Here is an 18,145-nt window from a genome sequence, read left to right as displayed (position 1 = left end):
GGACGATTGCGCTCACCCGAAAGTGGGCACGTCTTGCGCGTGACGACCGACCACGATGACCTCCTGCACGCGCACCTCGACCGCGAGGCGCAGGAGTTACTGGATCCGCACCACCACCGGGCGAGCGCCCACCTCGGCGACAGGTTCGTCGTCGACCCCGCGCAGGTGCTCGCGAACGTCGCGATGGCCATGGAACGCCTCGACCTCGACATCGCCACACCGGTCAGCATCGAGGACGACGTCGCGACGCTCGACGAGCTGGTCGCGATGGTCGACCACTTCGGCAAGGGGGCCGAGCTCATCGCCCACGCGCTCAACACGGCGGCGCGGGTCACGACCGCCCGCTACCCCGCAGAGCTCGTCCGCCACCCGCTGCCGCCCGACTGCGACCTGCGCATGCTGTTCCACGCCGAAGTGGACGAACGCAGCCAGGACGTGGCGCGCGCGGTGTTCAACCGGCGGCTGGCCGAGCCGGCGGACGTGCGGGAGACGGAGGTCGCGGTCGACCTCGACGGCCTCACGTCGCAGCAGCAGATCGAGGTGTTCATGGCGGTGTTCTTCCTGTACGGCATCAAGGTCGGGGCGTTGCAGAACAGAACCGGCATCCGGTGAGGTGCCTCGTCATGGGCGCGACCGGGCACCTGGGGTCGCGCCTCGTGCCGGAGCTGCTGCGGCACGGCCACGACGTGGCGGTGCTCGTCCGCGACGGCACGCAGGCGGCCCGGTTCCCCACGAACGTGCTGGTGCACGTCGGCGACGCCACGCACCCGCACGTGGTCGGGGAGGCCGTGACCGGCTGTGACGTCGTGTACTTCCTGGTGCACTCGCTGGACCGTCCCGACTTCGCCGAGGTCGACCGCGAGGCCGCCGCGGTGCTCGTCACCGCGGCGGCGGACGCGGACGTGCGGCAGGTCGTCTACGTCGGCGGGCCGCGACCCGACTCCCCCGGCCTGTCCGCGCACCTCGCGTCCCGGGCCGAGGTCGGTGACGTCGTGGCCGCGGGACCGGTGCCCGCGCTCGTCATGCAGGCGTCCATGGTCATCGGGGCCGGTTCGGCGAGCTTCGAGCTGCTGCGGTCCTCGGCGCGGCTCACGCCGTGGGTGCCGGTGCCGTCGTGGATGCACAACACGAGCAGGCCCGTCGCGGTCCACGACGTCGTGCACTTCCTCGGGGCCGCCGCTGACCTGCCGGAACCGGTCGACGGCGTGTTCGACGTCCTCGGGCCCGAGCAGCTCAGCTACCTGGAGCTGGTGCAGCGGTGCGCGCGGGTGCTGCGACTGCCCGTGCGCATGCCGCTGCCCGCACCGCTGTGGTCGCACAAGCTGGCCGCACAGGTCGCCGGGCTGGTGACACCGGTGTCCGCGGCCGTCGCGGAACCGCTGTTCGCCTCACTCGACCACGACCTCACCGCGACCTCTCCCCCGGTCACCGACGTGCTGCCCGCACCGCCCGGCGGTCTGACCAGTGTGGACAACGCCATCCGGGCCGCGACCACCCCGGTGGACGAGCGCACCGGCGGCGAGGTGTTCACCGAGGAGCGGACCGTCCTGACCGACGCGGCACCGGAGGACGTGTGGCGCACGGTGAACGCGCTCGGAGGCAAGGACGGCTGGCACACCATTTCCCTCGTGTGGACGGTCCGGGGCGCGATCGACCACCTGTTCGGCGGCATCGGCCTGTACCGCGGCCGGGCACCCGAGGTCGGCGAGGGTGACGTGGTCGACTTCTGGACCGTCGTGCACCGCGACGACGACGCGCGGCAGCTGGTGCTGCGGGCGGACATGAAGATGCCCGGTCACACCCTGCTCGACATGCGCGTGGACCGCGCGGGCGACCGCACCCGGTACCGGCAGAAGATCACGTTCACCGCCGACGGGCTGCTCGGCCGGCTGTACTGGGTGGCGCAGAAACCGTTGCACGACATCGTGTTCGCCACAATGGCACGCGGAATCGTCCGAAAGGCGTGCACGCGCCCATGATCACCTGCATGATTCCCGCATGCGCAGCTCACTGTTCAACCACCAGGAACGGTCCGTCGAGCCGGGAAGCTTCCAACTGCAGAACGAACGCATGCTGAAGGTGGACCTCACCGGCAGCGGCGGTCACTTCTTCGCCAAGCAGGGCTCCATGGTCGCCTACCAGGGCGACGTCGACTTCGCCTACGAGGGCGCAGGGGGCCTCGGCAAGCTGTTCAAGAAGGCGTTCACCGGCGAGGGCATGTCGCTGATGAAGGTGTCGGGCAGCGGGGACGTGTTCCTCGCCCAGGACGCCGACGAGATCTTCGTGCTGTACCTGGAGAACGAGGCAGTCACCGTCAACGGCAAGAACGTCCTCGCCTTCGACAGCACGCTGACGTGGGACATCAACCGCACCGAGGGCGCGTCGATGCTCAGCGGCGGCCTGTTCAACACCACGTTCACCGGCACCGGTGCGCTGGCCGTCACCGCCTACGGCACGCCGGTCGTGCTGAACGTGGACGTGCCGACGTTCGTCGACATGCAGTCCGCCGTGCTGTGGTCGACCTCGCTGCAGTCGTCGATCCGCAAGACCGCCAAGCTCGGCGCGGTCATCGGCCGCGGCTCGGGTGAGGCCTACCAGCTCGCGCTGTCGGGTCAGGGCATCGTCGTCGTGCAGGCGTCCGAGGGCCACCCGGTGCCGACCGCGCAGTGACGGACACCCGGCTGAGCGGCCTTGCCGCTCAGCCGCCCGGCCGCCACGGACACCGCGATGTGCGGGGTGAGGACACGCTTCGGACCAGGTGCTCCCGTCATCCCAGCCGTTCCAGCACCTCGGCGTCCTGGACGGGGTCCAGCACCTCGGTCGAGTTGTGCTCGCGGACGATCCGCCACCCGTCCGGTGTCCGGCGCCAGACCAGCGAGGTCGTGGTGCGGATGTGCGTGACCTGCTCGTGCGTCACGATCCGCGCCACGAACCGCAGCGTGGACGCGGCCAGGTTCCCGTCGGCGATGACGTGCGGGCCGTCGTCGATCACGTGGTGCGCCGAGGTCGTGGTGCGGAAGGCGGGTTCCCAGATCGCGCCGTACCCGGCGGCCGAGGTGGCGACTCGGTGCCCGGGTCGAAGTCGTCGTAGAGGCGGACGTCCGATGAGCCGAAGTCGTAGAGCTCGCCGAAGACGCGCCGGAAGTCGAAGGGCTCGTCCCCCTCGCGGCGGTCCCAGCCGAACACCCACCGCTCGTGCTGGTCCGCGATCACCTGTGCAGCGTTCATGATCTCGACGGTAGGACCGCGCACGCGCGCCCGGCAGGGTGCGTCACACCCACCCAGCCGGTGGGTCACCTCCGCTCAGGCGCCGCGGCAGGCGAGCCAGTCGAGGTTGATCGCACCGGTGTCGCCGGCGCCGTACGAGAGCGTGACCACCGGGTCGCGGCCGGTCAGCGGGACGTCGTCGAACGTCACGGTGCCCCAGGCGTCCCAGCTGTCGGAGACCTTCGGGAAGCTCACCTGGCGCACGGCCCGCCCGTCGACCGACAGCGTCATCGTGCGGGCGTCGCCGTGGGCGTTCGCGTACCGCAGGGTGAGCGCGCCCGAGCCCAGCTCCGCCGTCGTGCGGTGCAACGTGAACGACGACGCGGCGCCCTGGGCCCACAGCCCGTCGAGGAACGCCCGGCCGGAGTAGCCGGTGTGGTTCACGTTCGTCTTGACGCCACCGGTGTTGTGGGCGTCCTCGGCCTCCAGGCGGGTGGGTGCCGGGCAGCCGGAGACCGTGCCGGCGGTGTCGGCGCAGCGGTCCCGTGCGTCGGTGACGCCGTCACCGTCGCGGTCGCCGTCGGTGGCTCCCGTCAGCGTGATCTCGACGGTGTGCGCACCCGTGAGCGTGGCGGGCACCTCGGCGCGCGACGGCCGGCCGTCGACCGTGACCGAGCGGATCGTGGAACCCGCGCCGCGCAGGGAGATCGTGAGGTCGGCGCCGCGGTAGCGCACGTCGCGCAGGGTCACGTCGCCCCAGCCCGCGGGCAGGTTCGGCGCGAACGTGAGCCCCCGGTCGGTGTACCCGAGGCCGAACAGTCCGGTGTGGACCATGTCCAGGAACGCCGTGGCTGACCACGTCTGGTCGGGTTCGGAGCCCCAGTGGAACTTCACCGCGTCCCCCAGCCGCTGGTAGCCGCCGTCCACCACACCTGTGGTGCCGTTGTAGACCTCCCAGAAGCCGCTGTTGTTCACGGCGAGCTTCGCGAGGCGGGCGGTCTCGGCGGCGAACCGGTTCGCGTCGCCCTGCCGGGCCAGCGCCTTGGCCCACAGGCCCTGCACGAGCGGCCAGACGATCGCGTTGTGGCGGCCGGGCTGGGCGTCGGAGTAGCGGTCCCAGTGCGGAAACGTGTCGGGCATCCCCCACGTCATGCCGCGGGCGTTCGCGACGATCGACCGCGCCTGCGCCGGGCTCGCGATGCCGAAGAGGATCGCGAACGCGAGCCCGGTGCCCTCCTGGTGGGCGCCGCGGGTGCCGTCGGCGAGCAGCTGGTAGTCGTACCGGCCGGTCGCCGGGTTCCAGAAGTGCCGGTTGATCGCGGCCTTGAGCGCGACGGCCTTGGCGCGGTGCGCGGCGGCCTGCTGCGGCAGCCCCAGCCGGTCGGCCATGTCCGCGGCACCGGTGTAGGCGGCGTAGTAGACCTCGTTGGTGCTCAGGTACATGCCGCTCGCGATGCCCGGCCACGGCATGCTGCCGGTGCTGACCGACTCGGTCGCGTCGGCGGGCGGCGCGGGGTAGCCGGCGATGCCGTCGTTGAAGAACGACGCGCCGGTGAACAGCCCGTAGGTGCGGTTGAAGCCGGCGCTGCTCGCGTTCTCCCGGATGGCGAGGGTGTTCGCGGCGGTGCGGTGGGCGTGGGCGAGGAACTCCCGGTCGCCGGTGACGAGGTAGTGGTGCCACGCGGCGGTGACCCAGACGACCTGGTCCCACTGCTGGTCGTCCTGCTGCACCCGCAGCGCACCGGTGGAGTCCTTGTCCACCACCGCCCAGAGCGTGTTCTCCGCGAGGGCCGGGTCCAGCAGGCTCGTCGCGTTCCAGCTGTTGATCGACGCGTCGCGCGTCCACGGCTGCTCGTACCCGCCGCCCGCGCGGACGATGCCGGTGCCGGGGTCCAGCAGGCCGCTCTTGTTGTAGCGGGGGTCGTAGGCGATGGTGTTGCGGCGCAACAGGTTGTCCAGCGCGGTCGCGTAGGCGTTGCCGTACAGCGCCTGGCTGTGCGGGTTGGCGAACCGCAGTGACGGCGGTGTGACCACCGCCGCGGCCGGTGTGGCGGCCGTGACCGCGCCGCTCACCACCAGCAGGGCCAGGAGGACATGTCCGATCCGCCGCCGGGGACCCATCCGCCGCACCTCCCTCGGCACCGGACCCGCCCGGAGCCGATCAGCAGTGCACCACGGGAACGCTCTCACGGACCGTGCCGGAGAAGATCCTGTCCGCTTCTGTCACGGCGTTGCGCCGACTGGACGGCGGTGCGGTCCCGGGCCGCGGCGGCGGTGCGGCCCGGGACCACGCGACCGGGGTCCTGCGCCGCAGCGGCGTCGGCGCGGTCCCCGTCGCGCTCCTCAGCGGCTCACCGGGCGCCGAGAGGCAGGATGCGGGTCAGCACCGGCACGGTGGCGGCGGCGACCACGAGGTGCATCGCCATCAGCGCGAGCGAGTTCACCACGGACGCGCCCCCGGCGAGGATGCCGAGGTCGGGAATCCACGAGACCACGACGGCGACCGGGACGAGCACGCGCAGCACGCGCCGCGGGTTGCCGGCGAAGCGGCGCACCAGGTACCAGCCCAGCGTGCCGAGCGCGATGCCGATGACCGTGGCGGGCGCGTACTCGTTCAGGGCGAGGCCCATCCGCTCGGTGCCCTCGGGGATGAACTTGGCCGCGACCAGGGCGATCACCGCGTTGACGACGGTCGAGATGACCGCGGCGCCGAGGAGGCCGACGACGACCTCACCGGTGCTGGGCGCGAGACCTGCGGGGCGTGCGGGGAGGCTGGTGTCGGCCATGGGCCCTGTCCTTCGGTAGGCTGAATTGCAAGCGGTCACTTGCAAACGAAGGTAGCCATCCGGCGCCGATAATGCAAGTGTCCACTTGCATTATCGGACGATCGGGGAGGGTTGAGTGGCTGGCCGGGTGACCGACGCGGCGGTGTTCGACGCGGTGCTGGCGGTGATCGCCGAGCAGGGCTACGAGCGCGCGACGACCCGTGCCATCGCCGACGCCGCCGGGATCAACGAGGCGACCCTGTTCCGCCGGTTCGGCTCCAAGAAGGACCTGCTGCGCCAGGCCGTGCGCAGCAGCTTCGCCGGGTTCTCCCTGGACATCGACACGCCGGGCGACGACGTGGCCGCCGACCTGCTCACGATCGTCAACTACTACGCGCGCCTCTACGAGACGCGCGGCGGCGTGGTGCTGACCCTGATGCGGGAGGCGAAGTTCAGCCCCGAGGTCGCGGCCGTGCTGGCCGAGCCGGAGTCACTGCTGGAGAAGGTCGACGCGGTCGTCCTGCACCACCAGCGGCGCGGCGCCCTGGTCGTGGAACCGCCGCGGCACACGTTCTTCGCCCTGGTCGGCCCGGTGATGATGCGCGGCATCGCACGGCGCATCGACCAGCGCGCCACGCAGGCGCCCGCCGACCCCGAGACCGTCGTGCGCCGGTTCCTGCGCGGTCACCTGGCCGACTAGGCACCTGGCCAGCAGTCTTGCCCGCCTCTCCCCCTCATTGCAGACGCCGGCAGAGCCAGGGGCGGGGACTTGGGGCGTCGAAGGCACGACAGCCGGCAAACTGCTCAGAACTTGGACAGGATCTGGGTGTTCCACCACAGGTCGAGCTTGTCGAGGGTGTCGATGTCGCCCGGCCTGCGCAGCACGCCGATCGTGAGCGTGCGCGAGTCGACCCACCAGACCTCGGCCTTGCCCTCGGCGAGGAAGCACGTCGTGAACTCACCGGGCAGCGGTCCCGAGGTGGAGCGGTAGTAGAGCGCGTAGTGGATCGGGTCGGACTTGGGCCGGCACCCGCCGCGGTCGTCCATGCGCGGGATGCCCCGCGCGTTCACCAGCCCGATGAAGAACGCGTTCTGCGCGGCCTGATCGGCGAACAGCCGGAACTCCGCCTCGTCCGGCTGCGCCAGCCGCCCGTCGTAGGCGGCGTTCGCGGTGGTGCACCGGACCGCGGCGACCGCACCGCTGTCCGGCTCCTTGCGCACGCACGAGTTCGCCGTGCGGTACACGGTGGGCAGCGCGGCCAGCAGGGCGTCGTCCTGCGGCGTCCGGGTCGTGGTGGTGGTCGTCGGCGTGGCCGAGGTGGTCGTGCTCGTCGTGGTGCTGGTCGGGGTGGTGCTGGACGAGCCGGACCCGAGGGTGCGGTCCCCGTTGGCGATGATCAGCGCCGTCGCGACGATGCCCACCACGACCGCGAGCGTGCCGCCGACGAGCGCGGCCCGTTTGGCCGGTGAGGTGCGCCGGGGCGGCTGGCCGGTGAACGGCTGGGGGCCGGTGGAGGGGAACGGCGGAGCGGCGGGGGTGGTCGCGCGGGGAAACTGGGGCTGGCCGGGGTGTTGGGCCCAGTGGTGGGCGGCGGGGAGGCCGGGAGTGGCCTGGCCGGCCGGCGGTGTCATGGGCGCGGGCTGCCCGGCAGGTGGGGTCGGGTGCGCGGCGAGGGCGCCGGGCGGAGTGGGGTGAGCCGGCGCCGGACCGCCGGGCAGCGCGCCGCGACCGGCCGCACCGCCGTGGCCAGCGGGCCTGGGCGGCGTGCCCTGGGCCGGAGCGGGCAACCCACCCGGCGGCGTGCCGTGGCCGACGGGCGCGCTTGGGGCCGGAGCGGGCAGCCCACCAGGCGGCGTGCCATGCCCGGCGGGCGCGTTTGGAGCCGGAGCGGACAACCCACCAGGCGGCGTGCCATGCCCGGCGGGCGCGCTTGGAGCCGGAGCGGGCAACCCACCAGGCGGCGTGCCATGCCCGGGAGCTGCGGCGAACCCGCCCGCGGGCGTTCCGTGACCGCCCGGCGCCCCGATCCTCGGAGCTGTCAACGCCCACGCTGCCGCCTGCGCCAGCTCCCCCGCCGTCGCGTACCGGTCGGCGGGGTCCTTCGCCATGCCCTTCGCGATGACGTCGTCCAGCGCAGGCGGCACGGCCGGGTTCAGCGGCGAGGCCTTGGGCGGGGCCTCCTTCATGTGCGCCCAGATCTGGGCGGCGGTGCCGTCCGCGGTGAACGGGCGGCGGCCGGACAGGCACGCGAACAGGACGCAGGCCAGGGCGTACACGTCGGCACGGCCGTCGACCGGGCCGCTCTCGAAGCGTTCCGGGGCCATGTAGTCGAGGGTGCCGACCACCGAACCGGAGGCGGTCAGGCCCGTCACGGACGGGGAGGCGCTGCGGGCGATGCCGAAGTCCACCAGGTAGACGAAGTCGCCGGAGGTCACGAGGACGTTCGACGGCTTCACGTCGCGGTGCACGAGGCCGTCGGCGTGGGCGGCGTCGAGGGCGCTCGCGACCTGTTCGACGATGCGGACGGCGCGGGCCGGTTCGAGGGTGCCCTGGTCGATGACGTCGGACAGGTCGGCGCCCTCGACCAGGCGCATGTCGAGGTAGAGGCGGTCGTCGATCTCGCCGTAGGCGTGGATGGGGATGACGTGCGGCTCGCGCAGCCGGGCCACGATCTGCGCCTCGCGGCGGAAGCGGGCGCGGAACTCCTGGTCGTCGTGGTAGCCGGGCGACAGGCGCTTGAGCGCGACGAACCGGTCGTGCGCCGTGTCGTAGGCCCGGTGCACCTCGCCCATTCCGCCGCGACCGAGCAGCTGCTCGATGCGGTACGGCCCGAACGTCTCTTCCGTCATCGTCCCCGTGTTCCCGAGCGCCTTGTCCGTCCGAGTCGACGCGCGCAGACCGCTGCGGGTTCCGCCGACCGCAGCAGCCTAATCGGCGCCCGGCGGGCCTGGACGCCGATCGGGTGATCACGGTGTCGTCAGGCGCACCAGGAACCCGTCGTGGTCGGTGTGGCTCAGGCTGTACCTGGCGGTGCTGACGAACGTGTGGTCGCCGGAGAACACCACGTGCTGCACGTCGCCGTCGCCCTTGCGGACGTGGCCGGGCGGAACGCAGTTCTGCGCGTTCTCCGGGTCGGACGGGTCGTGCTCGAGGTTGAAGTCGCCGCCGACGACCGTCCGGCCACTCAGCCCCTCCGCCGACCGGATGGCCGGGACCACGTCGAACAGCAGCGCCCGGCACTGCGCGAGCGCGACCGGTTCACTGCTCGCCGACAGGTGGGTCGTGCACGCGAGGTGGTTGCCGACGGCGTAGGCGCAGGCGTAGGTCCGCTGCTCGTTGCCGCCGTCCTGGCTCGCGTACCGGCCCGTGTACGTCCGCACGCCCTGATGACCGGCTGCCGCGACCCGGCCGAGCACCGCGTTGCCGTAGTCCTGGCCGTTGGTGCACTTCACCGGCGTGCCGGTGTCCCGCCGCAGCGCCGGGGCGAACACCTGGTAGACGACGTCGCCCGGCCACGCCTGCGTCATCGCCGCCACGAGGTGGCCCGGGAGGTCGCCGGCGCAGATCTCGTTGAGCGTCACCAGGTTCGGCCGCACCCGCCGGATGAGGTCGGCGGCCTCGGGGACCGCGCGGCCCTGCGCGTAGCAGCCGGCCACCCCGCTGTTGCACAGGTTGAGCTGCAACGCCCAGAACCGTTCCGCGGCCGCCGCCGGCACCGCCGTCGCCAGCACCACCACGAGCGCCGCCAGCACGGCCGAAACCCTCGCCCCCATCGGTTCCCCTCCGGTCGTCAGCGGCGCGCGATCTCCTCGACCACCGTGCGCGCCGCGGTCGCCGGACGCCCCAGCAGCTCTTCGAGCGCCGGGTGGGTGACCGCGAACTGGCCGGCCCGCGCCGCGCGGAACATGCCGAGGGTGAACTCTGCCAGCCCTTCCGGCGTGCCGTGGCCGATCACAGTTGCCTTCCACTCCTCGTCGTCGACGACGACCCGCCTGATGGTCCGCCCGGTGACCTCGCTCAGAACCCTTGCCACGTCGGCGAAGTCGAGCAGGCCGGGCGCGGTGAGCGGCGGGCTCGCGCCGTCGAACAGCCCGGACTTCGTCACCGCGGCGGCGTCCGCCTCGGCGAGGTCGGCGTGCGCCGTCCACGAGAACGGCCCGTCCGCGGGCAGGCGGAGCTCACCGGTCCGCAGCGCATCGGGTACGTAGTGCTCCAGCGTGCTGACGTAGAAGCCGTGCCGCAGCGCCGTGTGCGGGACGTCCTGCTGCGCCAGGTGTTCCTCGACCGCCGCGTGCTGCCGTCCCGGGTCGAACAACGAGTCCGGCGAGGCCGCCTGGTGACTCGTGTAGAGCACCCGAGACGCTCCCGCGCGCACGGCCGCGTCGACCGCCGCACGGCTCGCCTGAGCCGCCTGGGGCCCGCGGATCGCGGCCGAGACGAGCAGCACCTGGTCCGCACCCTCGAACGCGCGGTCCAGCGTCGCGGGCTCGGTGAAGTCGCCCGCGCGAACCCGCACGCCCCGCGCGGCGAGGTCCGCCGCCTTCCCGGGGTCGCGCACGCTCACGCCGACGGTCCCGGCGGGAACGCGCTCCAGCAGCTCCTCGACGACCTGGCGACCGAGCCGTCCGGTCGCCCCGGTGACGATGATCATGAAAGCCTCCCTGAACCAGTGATTCACAATCACGCTATCACTGATTCGGATCGGCGATAGCTCGATGCTGATATCGTTGATCCATGACGGAGACCGGCGCCGACGCTCGCGTGAAGATCGTCACCGCGGCCGCCCACCTGCTGCGCACCGGCGGCGCCAAGGCCGTGACGACCCGCGCCGTCGCCCAGGAGGCAGGCGTCCCGGCACCGACGATCTTCCGGCTGTTCGGCGACAAGGACGGCCTGCTGGAGGCGGTCGCGGAACAGCTGATGGCCGACCACGTCACCGAGAAGTCCGCCAGCGCCGCGGCGGAGGACGGCGACCCGGTCGAAGACCTGCGCGCCGCCTGGCGCACCCACCTCGCGTTCAGCCTCGCCCACCCCGACGTGTTCCTGCTGCTGACCGGCCCCGGCCGCCGGCGCTCCCCCGCCGCCACCGGCGGCACCGAGGTGCTGCGGGCCCGGATCACGCGGCTGGCGGCGGCGGGACTGCTGAACGTGTCCGTCGCACGCGCGGTGGACCTCGTCCACGCCGCGGGCAGCGGGGCCGTGCTCGCGCTGCTGGGCAAGCCGGAGGACCAGCGCGATCCTCAGCTCGCCGACGTGCTGCTGGAGGCGGTGCTCAGGCAGGTCCTCACCACGGCACCGGCGCCGCCCGCGGCCGATCCGCTGGCGCTCGTGCTGGCGTTCGAGGAGGCGCTGCCGGAGCTGCCGTCGCTCAGCGACGGGGAGCGCACGTTGCTCACCGAGTGGTTGTCCCGCACCACGACCGCGCTGCAGGACCAACGGAGACGCTGATCCACGACAGGCTCCGGTCACTCGACAGGTTGATCATCACCAGTCGACCTCTCGCACCAGGAGCCCTCCGTTGACCGCCCGTGCCCGTTTGCGCGTCCTGGTCGACGCGCCGTGGTTCACCAGAGTGATCACCGCCGTCATCCTGATCAACGCGGTCACGCTCGGTCTGGAGACCTCGCCCCAGCTCCTGGCCGACCACGGCACCGTGCTGCACGCGGTCGACCAGCTGGCGCTGGCGGTGTTCGTGGTCGAGCTCGCCCTGCGGTTCGCCGCGTACGGCGGGGAGTTCTTCCGCGACCCGTGGAACTGGTTCGACACGGTGGTCGTGGGCATCACGCTGCTGCCGGCCACCGGCACGTTCTCGGTGCTGCGGGCGCTGCGGGTGTTGCGCGTGCTGCGGCTGGTGTCGGTGGTGCCGAGCATGCGGCGGGTGGTGTCCGCGCTGCTCACGGCGTTGCCGGGGATGGCGTCGATCACCGCGTTGCTGGCGCTGGTGCTCTACGTGTCCGCGGTGATCGCCACGAAGCTGTTCAGCGCGGTGGCGCCGGAGTACTTCGGTGACCTCGGGGACTCGCTGTTCACGCTGTTCCAGGTGATGACCGGGGAGGCGTGGTCGGAGGTCGCGCGCACCGTCATGGCGGAGAAGCCGTTCGCGTGGATCTTCTTCGTCGGCTACCTGGTGGTCACGACGTTCACCGTGCTCAACCTGTTCATCGCCGTGGCGGTCAGCGCCATGCAGACGCAGATGACCGAGGAGCACGACCGCGAGGAGATGGCCGCGACGCTGCAGATCCTCGACGAGGTGCGGTCGCTGCGGGCCGAGCTGGCGGCGATGCGCGACCGCGTGCCGGGCTGAGGCGGACGAACGGCGGGCGACCCCCTGCAGGGCCGCCCGCCGTGTCGTTCGATCAGGTCACTCCTCGCCGAACGCGAAGTCCCCGCCGTCGTCCTCGAAGACCTCCTCGACGACCTCGCCCAGCACCATGCCGCCGACCACACCGGCCGCACCGGCGGCGATCATGCCGCCCATGCCCGGCCCGCTGCGGTGACCGTGCTGGCCGTGGTGGCCGTGGTGCCCGTGCTGGTCGTAGCCGTACTGGCCGGGGTGCGGCTGGCCGTACCCCGGCTGACCGCCGTAACCCGGCTGGCCGCCATAACCCGGCTGACCGCCGAACGCCGGGTTGCCGCCGAACGGCATGCCGCCGTGGCCGCGGTCGGAGATCTGCGACAACCACCCGTTGATCGCCGACGCCCAGTCGGCGACCTGCGCCTCCTGGTGCGACATCCGGAAGTGGCCGAACGCGTCACCGCCGGAGGAGAACATGCCGCCGCGCTTGTCGGCCTCCAGCACGACGTACAGCTCGTGCGGGGAGGCGACGAAGGTCAGCTCGACCTCCTGGATGCGGCCCGCGAACTGGGCCGGCGGGAAGAACTCGATCTCCTGGTAGAACCCGAGCTCCTGGTGCACGCCGTGGATGCGGCCGGCCTCGACGTCCGCGCTGCGGAACGAGAAACCCAGCTGCCCGAAGGCGTTCAGCACCGCGTCCTGCGACGGCAGCGGGCCCACGTGGACCGGGTCGAGGTCGCCCTTGTCCGGCGCGCCCGCGATCACCAGCTCGGTGCGCACACCGACGGTCATGCGCGGCAGCGGCTGACCGCCGACCGCGGTGATCGGCGTCTCCCACGGCAGCGGCAGCTGGAACGGGATCGAGACCGGCTGACCGGCGGGCACGCGCACGCCCTGCTGCACCACCAGCCGGAAGAACTCGGACACACCGGCGTACTCGTGGTCACCGTGCTCGACCTCGACGCGCGTGACCAGCGACAGCACGACCTGGCCGATCTCGGCGTCCGCGCTGCCACCCTGGATGCGCACCTGGCCCGTGACCACCTGGCCGGGCGTGGCGTACGGCGAGTCGAGCACTGTGTCGACGGACGGGCCACCGACACCGAAGGCGCTCAGCATCCGCTTGAACATGGACAGTCTCCTCCTGCGGGGACTAGGTGAGGATCAGTTCGAACGCACCGCTGCGCGCGGTGCGTCGGTCTCGTCGTCGAACTCGCCGATCAGTTCTTCGAGCAGGTCTTCCAGTGCGGCGATGCCGACCACGGCCTCGTCGGCGCCGGCCACCAGCGCGAGCTGGGCGCGGTCGGCGCGCATCGCCGTCACCGCGGCCGCCACCGGCATCCCCTGCGCCAACGTCAGCACAGGGCCCATCAGCTCCCGCGCGGCGGGATCGGCCCCACCGGCGGTCGCCCGCATGGCCTCGCGGATGTGCACCAGGCCCACGTAGGCGCCGCGCTCGTCCCTCACCGGGAAGCGCGACCGTCCACAGCGGAGGCTGGCGCGCTCGACGTCGCGCGCCGACGTCAGCTCGGTCACCGTCGAGACGTCCGCGATCGGCACCATCACCTCGCGCAGCGTCGTCTTCTGCACCTGCAGCATCCGGGTGAGCAGCCGCTGCTGGTTCTCCGGGATGAGGCCGTGCTCGGCGGACTGGCGCACCAGCAGCCGCAGGTCGTCCGGGCGGTGTGCCTGGGCGAGCTCGTCCTGCGGTTCCACCTTCAGCAGGCGCAGCAGGGCGTTCGTCGTGCCGTTCAGTCCACTCAGGACCCAGCGGACCGAGTGGGCGAACGCGCGGAACGGCACGGCCAGCAGCAGCGCCGACCGCTCCGGGTGGGCGATGGCCCACGACTTGGGTGCCATCTCGCCGACGACCATGTGCAGGAACACCACCAGCACGAGGCTGATCGTGAACGCGATGCCGTACGCCACGGCGTCGGGCATCCCGGTCAGCTGCAGCAGCGGGTCGAGCAGGTCCGTCACCGCGGGCTTGGCCAGCGCACCCAGGCCGAGCGTGCACAGCGTGATGCCGAGCTGTGCGCCAGCGAGCATGAGCGACAGCTCGCGGACACCGGCCACGGCGGCACGTGCGGCGCGGGAGGTCTCCGCCTCCTGCTCCAGCCGGTGCCGCTTCGCCGCGATGAGCGCGAACTCGGCGGCGACGAAGAACGCGTTGGCCGCCAGCAGCACCAGCGACACGAGCAGGGACCAGGTCGTGCTCATCGGGCCTCCTCCCGCTGTGCGGTGCGCGCCGTGAGCACCACGGTGTCCGGCACGTTGCGGGCCACCGCGGCGACCAGCAGGGTCACCTCGCCGAGCTCGATCTCGTCACCGGCCTCCGCCGTGCGGCCGAGCTGGTGCAGCACCAGGCCCGACACCGTGTCGTAGGAGTCGTGCGCGGGCAGCGGCACGTCGGTGGCGTCCTCCACCTCGTCCAGCCGCATGCGGCCGGGCACCTGCCAGCGGCGGTCGCCGAGGGGTTCGATCGCGTCCTCGACGATGTCGTCCTCGTCGTGGATCTCACCGACGAGCTCCTCCGCCAGGTCCTCCAGCGAGACGACGCCGGCGAACCCGCCGAACTCGTCGACCACGCAGGCGAGCTGGCGGCGCTCGGTGCGCAGCCGCTCCAGGACCGCGGGCAGCGGCAGCGTCGTGGGCACCACGAGCGCCGACGACGCGATGTCACCGATCGGCGTGTGCGGCCGCTGCTCCGGCGCGAGGGTCAGCACCTCGGCCAGGCCCACGACACCGCGCAGGTCGTCCAGGTCGGTGCCGGTCACCGGGAACCGCGAGTGCCCCGTGGCGAGCAGCTCGACCACGCGGGCGGCGGGCTCGTCGGCCCGCACCGAGTGGACGTTCACGCGCGGCGTCATGGCCTGCTCGGCCACCAGCTCGCGGAAGTCGAGACCGCGGTCGAGCAGCCGGGCCAGCTCCGGTTCGAGGTGGCCCTGCTCCTGCGCGTCCCCGACGATCTGCTTGAGGTCCTCGGGCGTGGCGCCCTGCGGCAGCTCCTCCACCGGCTCGATGCCGAGGGAGCGCAGCAGCTTGTTCGCCGTCGCGTCGAACAACCGGATCACCGGACCGGCGATCTTGAGGTACACCAGCGTGGACGAGGCCAGCCACGTCGCCAGCGCCTCCGGCTTGGCGATCGCGAGGTTCTTCGGCAGCAGCTCGCCGAGCACCATCTGCACGGCGGTGGCGAAGATCAGCGCTACGGCCATGGCCAGCGGCACGCCCACGGACTCGGGCAGTCCCAGCACGGTCGCCAGACCCGTGCCGAGCAGCGGCTCGGCCACGTACCCGACGAGCAGCGCCGTCACCGTGATGCCGAACTGCGCGCCCGACAACATGAACGACAGCTTCTGGGTCACCCGGTAGGCGCGCTCGGCGGCCTTGTCGCCCGCCTCGGCCATCTGCTGCAACCGGCCCCGGTCGACCGCCATGTAGGCGAACTCCTGGGCGACGAAGTAGCCGGTGGCGGCGGTCAGCGCCACGATCACCAGCAGGCCGGAGAAGATCAACATGTCGCACCCGCGACACGGAAGGGAGAGGTTCGCCGGGCTCGCCCCGGCGCAGTACTGCAGCCGTCTACATCGGCTTCGGAAGGCATGCTTCACAGTAGCACGTGACACTGTACGGTTGTGGGGACGAGGAGGTGTGCGTGTCCGAGGCCCTGCTGAAGATCGGAGAGCTGGCCGCCCGCGCCGGCGTGAGCATCCGCACCGTCGACTACTACACGACCCTGGGTCTCATCAGCCCAGCTCAGCGCACCGCGGGCAACTACCGGCTGTACTCCCCCGCCGACGTCGACCGCATCCACCTGGTGCAGCGCCTGGAGGTGCACGGCCTGCCCCTGGAGGAGATCGGCACTGCACTGCAGGCGCGGACCGGCGACGTCACGCTGCTGCTCGACCGCATCGACACCGACCTGCGGGTGCTGCAGGAGGCCGCGGACAGCGCGTCGCCGGAGATGCAGGGCCTGCTCGCGGTGATCGCGACGCGGGTGCACAACCTGATCACGATCGCGTTGCAGCTGCCGCCGGACCTGCCACTGCCGTGAGCGGTTCCCCGCTACGGGACGGCGGTGCCGTCCCGTGTCAGGGCGGTCAGGCCTGGAGCTCCGGAGCGACCCAGTAGTGGCTGTCGCGCCACGTCTCGGTCGGGAACCCGTCGTCGTAGCTGTACACGCCGGCGTGCGCGGGCAGCACGAACGGCGCGCGCACGACCGTTGCCGGGAACGTCTCGGTGCTCGCGCGGTACAGGCCGTGGCGCGAGGTGAGCGAGGCGACGTACTCCACCCCCGGCACCACCGGCACCGGCGTGGCGAACGCGTCGGCGTACGCGCCGGGGACGGCCTGGTCGGCGAGCAGCGTGCCGTCACCGCGCCACAACCGCACGCGGCTGGCGCGGTCGTGGTTCCACGACGTGACGACATGGCTGACGATCGTGTGGAACGCCTGTTCGACACCGGTCTCGCCGCCCAGCGGCACGGTGGCGGTGCGGTACCCGTCGCCCCAGGTCTGGCCACCGTCGACCGGGACCTGGAAGTCCCGCAGCGTGTCGGACCGGTGCCCGTCGTGGCCGTTGTCCGTGGGTGTGCAGAGGTGGGACTGCGGCAGTGTCGGCGTCAGGGGTCCGCTACCGGCTGCGGCGAGCAGAGCAGCGGTCACCGCGCGGACGGCGCAGCACGGTGGTCGGACGCGACCACCCAGTCGCGGAACAGCTCGAAGTGCCGGTTCGCCGCCGCGCAGGCGGCCGGGACGTCCTGCGGCGGCAGGACCTGTCCGGCCAGCTCGCCGAACCGCCGCAGCCGGCGGCGCGCGTCCCCGTCACCCGCGAAGAACGACACCGGCACCGGGCCGAGTGCGCCGGCGACCCAGCGGGTGATCAGCTGCCCGCCGAGCCGGGCGCCCTCGACGACGTAGAGCGAGCCGACCAGCGCGGGCAGCGACTCGACGTCCAGCGCGGCCGACCGCGGCAGCGACGCGATGCGCGCCGGGCTCCAGCCGGAGTCGCGCAGGTCCGCGGCGAGCAGGCCGGCGCCCGGCAGGACCGACCACGGCAGCCGCTGTGCCGTGACGGCGGCGGCCAGCGCCTCCTCCAGCGGTTCGTGGAAACCGAGGAACACCGCGAGCACCTCCTCGTAGCGCTCCGGTGAGGTGAGCCGGCCCGACAACCCCAGGTCGTCCTCCAGCGCATGGTGCGCACCGCGGGTTTCTGTGCGCAATCGTGCGAGCAAGTCCACCCGCGCACCCTATTCTCGGGGGTGCGGCGGCCTCCTCGGCGGAACGGAACCACAAAAGACCCGAACCGCGTCCGAACCCACGACGAACGTCCGGATGGCAGCTCTGCGCACCGACCACGAACTGGAGGCGACGTGTCCACGACGGAAGACGTGCTGCCGGACAGATCCGGCACGCGGCGGACCCTCGCGATCGAGGACGACGTCAGCGAGCTGCGCCGCGCCAGGGACTGGGTGCGCGAGCAGCTCACCGGGCTGACCGCGGACCAGGCGGAGGACGTGGTGCTCGCCGCCGACGAGCTGGTCTCCAACGCGCTGCGGCACGGCGCGGCCCCGCGCACGCTGACCCTGCTGCTGCGACCCGGTTCGCTGCGGTTCGAGGTCGAGGACGGCGAGCCGGCACCGGCCCGGCCGCGTGAGGGCACCACGACGGGTGGCCGCGGTCTGACGCTGGTCGACGCGCTCGCGACGGACTGGGGGCAGCAGCCCACCGGCCGCGGCAAGGTCGTGTGGGCGGAGTTCACCCTCGACTGACGGGGGAACGCGCGGCGACGTTGCGCAGCCGGTCGACGACGGGGTGGCCGTCGGGCAGGAACTTCAGCACGGGTCCCCGGGGTGCGAGCTGCGGCCGGGCGCTG

The 18,145-nt window shown here is 72.3% G+C and carries 20 protein-coding genes; 8 read left to right on the top strand and 12 right to left on the bottom strand.

Going from position 1 to position 18,145, the window contains the following annotated elements; genetic code table 11:
• Positions 1 to 39 precede the first annotated feature (39 nt).
• From ACZ7CD_RS07435 to ACZ7CD_RS07425, 3 genes are read left to right on the top strand one after another with little or no spacing between them, the layout of a single operon-like run.
• Positions 40 to 612 carry a hypothetical protein gene (locus tag ACZ7CD_RS07435; RefSeq protein ID WP_360383837.1) on the top strand — a complete coding sequence of 191 codons (573 nt, stop codon included), beginning with the start codon at positions 40 to 42 and terminating at the stop codon, positions 610 to 612.
• Between the two features lie 11 nt (positions 613 to 623).
• Positions 624 to 1,979: a DUF2867 domain-containing protein gene (locus ACZ7CD_RS07430; protein ID WP_470378531.1), complete on the top strand. Its 1,356-nt coding sequence runs from the start codon at positions 624 to 626 to the stop codon at positions 1,977 to 1,979.
• A gap of 19 nt (positions 1,980 to 1,998) precedes the next feature.
• The gene (locus tag ACZ7CD_RS07425) at positions 1,999 to 2,670 is read left to right on the top strand and encodes an AIM24 family protein (protein WP_470369126.1); all 672 of its coding nucleotides are present in this window, start codon (positions 1,999 to 2,001) and stop codon (positions 2,668 to 2,670) included.
• Positions 2,671 to 2,767: 97 nt separating this feature from the next.
• Here the strand turns inward: ACZ7CD_RS07425 and ACZ7CD_RS07420 are convergent, their stop codons facing one another.
• From ACZ7CD_RS07420 to ACZ7CD_RS07405, 4 genes are all read right to left on the bottom strand, one after another.
• Positions 2,768 to 2,992 (bottom strand): nuclear transport factor 2 family protein, encoded by a 225-nt coding sequence (locus ACZ7CD_RS07420; RefSeq protein ID WP_470378530.1) that lies wholly within the window; start codon positions 2,990 to 2,992, stop codon positions 2,768 to 2,770.
• On the bottom strand, positions 2,989 to 3,228 hold the full coding sequence (locus ACZ7CD_RS07415) for a hypothetical protein (RefSeq protein ID WP_470378529.1): 240 nt from the start codon (positions 3,226 to 3,228) through the stop codon (positions 2,989 to 2,991). The genes ACZ7CD_RS07420 and ACZ7CD_RS07415 overlap by 4 nt, the downstream gene beginning before the upstream one ends.
• Positions 3,229 to 3,303: 75 nt before the next feature.
• Positions 3,304 to 5,328: an MGH1-like glycoside hydrolase domain-containing protein gene (locus ACZ7CD_RS07410; protein ID WP_470378528.1), complete on the bottom strand. Its 2,025-nt coding sequence runs from the start codon at positions 5,326 to 5,328 to the stop codon at positions 3,304 to 3,306.
• Between the two features lie 230 nt (positions 5,329 to 5,558).
• Positions 5,559 to 5,993, bottom strand: coding sequence for a DUF6069 family protein (locus ACZ7CD_RS07405; protein ID WP_360383850.1), 435 nt, complete (start codon positions 5,991 to 5,993; stop codon positions 5,559 to 5,561).
• A 115-nt stretch (positions 5,994 to 6,108) separates the two neighbouring features.
• Between ACZ7CD_RS07405 and ACZ7CD_RS07400 the strand changes: the two genes are divergently transcribed.
• Positions 6,109 to 6,672: a TetR/AcrR family transcriptional regulator gene (locus tag ACZ7CD_RS07400; RefSeq protein ID WP_360383853.1), complete on the top strand. Its 564-nt coding sequence runs from the start codon at positions 6,109 to 6,111 to the stop codon at positions 6,670 to 6,672.
• Between the two features lie 104 nt (positions 6,673 to 6,776).
• Here ACZ7CD_RS07400 and ACZ7CD_RS07395 read toward each other — a convergent pair whose 3' ends face one another.
• The 3 genes from ACZ7CD_RS07395 to ACZ7CD_RS07385 form a co-directional block, all read right to left on the bottom strand.
• Positions 6,777 to 8,822: a serine/threonine-protein kinase gene (locus ACZ7CD_RS07395; RefSeq protein ID WP_470378527.1), complete on the bottom strand. Its 2,046-nt coding sequence runs from the start codon at positions 8,820 to 8,822 to the stop codon at positions 6,777 to 6,779.
• Positions 8,823 to 8,939: 117 nt separating this feature from the next.
• Positions 8,940 to 9,746, bottom strand: coding sequence for an endonuclease/exonuclease/phosphatase family protein (locus ACZ7CD_RS07390; RefSeq protein WP_470378526.1), 807 nt, complete (start codon positions 9,744 to 9,746; stop codon positions 8,940 to 8,942).
• 17 nt (positions 9,747 to 9,763) lie between these two features.
• Positions 9,764 to 10,624, bottom strand: a complete 861-nt coding sequence (locus ACZ7CD_RS07385) for an NmrA family NAD(P)-binding protein (protein ID WP_470378525.1) — start codon at positions 10,622 to 10,624, stop codon at positions 9,764 to 9,766.
• Between the two features lie 83 nt (positions 10,625 to 10,707).
• On the opposite strand from ACZ7CD_RS07385, the gene ACZ7CD_RS07380 reads away from it, so the two are divergent.
• Positions 10,708 to 11,421, top strand: a complete 714-nt coding sequence (locus ACZ7CD_RS07380) for a TetR/AcrR family transcriptional regulator (RefSeq protein WP_470378524.1) — start codon at positions 10,708 to 10,710, stop codon at positions 11,419 to 11,421.
• A 70-nt stretch (positions 11,422 to 11,491) separates the two neighbouring features.
• The gene (locus tag ACZ7CD_RS07375) at positions 11,492 to 12,277 is read left to right on the top strand and encodes an ion transporter (protein ID WP_470378523.1); all 786 of its coding nucleotides are present in this window, start codon (positions 11,492 to 11,494) and stop codon (positions 12,275 to 12,277) included.
• Between the two features lie 57 nt (positions 12,278 to 12,334).
• On the opposite strand, the gene ACZ7CD_RS07370 is transcribed toward ACZ7CD_RS07375, so the two are convergent.
• The 3 genes from ACZ7CD_RS07370 to ACZ7CD_RS07360 are packed head-to-tail and all read right to left on the bottom strand — an operon-like array spanning position 12,335 to position 15,789.
• The gene (locus tag ACZ7CD_RS07370; RefSeq protein ID WP_470378522.1) at positions 12,335 to 13,399 is read right to left on the bottom strand and encodes a sporulation protein; all 1,065 of its coding nucleotides are present in this window, start codon (positions 13,397 to 13,399) and stop codon (positions 12,335 to 12,337) included.
• Positions 13,400 to 13,432: 33 nt separating this feature from the next.
• A complete protein-coding gene (locus ACZ7CD_RS07365) occupies positions 13,433 to 14,488 on the bottom strand; it encodes a hemolysin family protein (protein ID WP_360383871.1) in 1,056 nt (351 codons plus the stop codon).
• Entirely contained in the window at positions 14,485 to 15,789 is a 1,305-nt protein-coding gene (locus tag ACZ7CD_RS07360) for a hemolysin family protein (protein WP_470374062.1), read from the bottom strand. Before ACZ7CD_RS07360 ends, ACZ7CD_RS07365 begins: the two co-directional genes overlap by 4 nt.
• Before the next feature lie 137 nt (positions 15,790 to 15,926).
• Between ACZ7CD_RS07360 and ACZ7CD_RS07355 the strand changes: the two genes are divergently transcribed.
• On the top strand, positions 15,927 to 16,325 hold the full coding sequence (locus tag ACZ7CD_RS07355) for a MerR family transcriptional regulator (protein WP_360383876.1): 399 nt from the start codon (positions 15,927 to 15,929) through the stop codon (positions 16,323 to 16,325).
• A gap of 46 nt (positions 16,326 to 16,371) precedes the next feature.
• Here the strand turns inward: ACZ7CD_RS07355 and ACZ7CD_RS07350 are convergent, their stop codons facing one another.
• On the bottom strand, positions 16,372 to 16,935 hold the full coding sequence (locus tag ACZ7CD_RS07350; RefSeq protein ID WP_470378521.1) for a DUF4082 domain-containing protein: 564 nt from the start codon (positions 16,933 to 16,935) through the stop codon (positions 16,372 to 16,374).
• Positions 16,932 to 17,510 carry a biliverdin-producing heme oxygenase gene (locus tag ACZ7CD_RS07345; RefSeq protein ID WP_470378520.1) on the bottom strand — a complete coding sequence of 193 codons (579 nt, stop codon included), beginning with the start codon at positions 17,508 to 17,510 and terminating at the stop codon, positions 16,932 to 16,934. Before ACZ7CD_RS07345 ends, ACZ7CD_RS07350 begins: the two co-directional genes overlap by 4 nt.
• Before the next feature lie 132 nt (positions 17,511 to 17,642).
• On the opposite strand from ACZ7CD_RS07345, the gene ACZ7CD_RS07340 reads away from it, so the two are divergent.
• Positions 17,643 to 18,041 carry an ATP-binding protein gene (locus tag ACZ7CD_RS07340; RefSeq protein WP_360383885.1) on the top strand — a complete coding sequence of 133 codons (399 nt, stop codon included), beginning with the start codon at positions 17,643 to 17,645 and terminating at the stop codon, positions 18,039 to 18,041.
• The last annotated feature ends 104 nt before the right edge of the window (positions 18,042 to 18,145 follow it).

The organism is Lentzea sp. NPDC036949 (assembly GCF_055608075.1).
The sequence above is the reverse complement of the archived record's forward strand: the minus strand, read 5'-3'. Positions and strand labels throughout refer to the sequence as shown.

What these genes read in the sequence shown, in the direction of transcription:
- ACZ7CD_RS07430 (WP_470378531.1), top strand. Translation starts at nt 624, where the DNA reads ATGGGCGCGACCGGGCACCTGGGGTCGCGCCTCGTGCCGGAGCTGCTG.
- ACZ7CD_RS07425 (WP_470369126.1), top strand. Translation starts at nt 1,999, where the DNA reads ATGCGCAGCTCACTGTTCAACCACCAGGAACGGTCCGTCGAGCCGGGA.
- ACZ7CD_RS07415 (WP_470378529.1), bottom strand. Translation starts at nt 3,228, where the DNA reads ATGAACGCTGCACAGGTGATCGCGGACCAGCACGAGCGGTGGGTGTTC.
- ACZ7CD_RS07410 (WP_470378528.1), bottom strand. Translation starts at nt 5,328, where the DNA reads ATGGGTCCCCGGCGGCGGATCGGACATGTCCTCCTGGCCCTGCTGGTG.
- ACZ7CD_RS07405 (WP_360383850.1), bottom strand. Translation starts at nt 5,993, where the DNA reads ATGGCCGACACCAGCCTCCCCGCACGCCCCGCAGGTCTCGCGCCCAGC.
- ACZ7CD_RS07395 (WP_470378527.1), bottom strand. Translation starts at nt 8,822, where the DNA reads ATGACGGAAGAGACGTTCGGGCCGTACCGCATCGAGCAGCTGCTCGGT.
- ACZ7CD_RS07390 (WP_470378526.1), bottom strand. Translation starts at nt 9,746, where the DNA reads ATGGGGGCGAGGGTTTCGGCCGTGCTGGCGGCGCTCGTGGTGGTGCTG.
- ACZ7CD_RS07385 (WP_470378525.1), bottom strand. Translation starts at nt 10,624, where the DNA reads ATGATCATCGTCACCGGGGCGACCGGACGGCTCGGTCGCCAGGTCGTC.
- ACZ7CD_RS07380 (WP_470378524.1), top strand. Translation starts at nt 10,708, where the DNA reads ATGACGGAGACCGGCGCCGACGCTCGCGTGAAGATCGTCACCGCGGCC.
- ACZ7CD_RS07370 (WP_470378522.1), bottom strand. Translation starts at nt 13,399, where the DNA reads ATGTTCAAGCGGATGCTGAGCGCCTTCGGTGTCGGTGGCCCGTCCGTC.
- ACZ7CD_RS07365 (WP_360383871.1), bottom strand. Translation starts at nt 14,488, where the DNA reads ATGAGCACGACCTGGTCCCTGCTCGTGTCGCTGGTGCTGCTGGCGGCC.
- ACZ7CD_RS07360 (WP_470374062.1), bottom strand. Translation starts at nt 15,789, where the DNA reads ATGTTGATCTTCTCCGGCCTGCTGGTGATCGTGGCGCTGACCGCCGCC.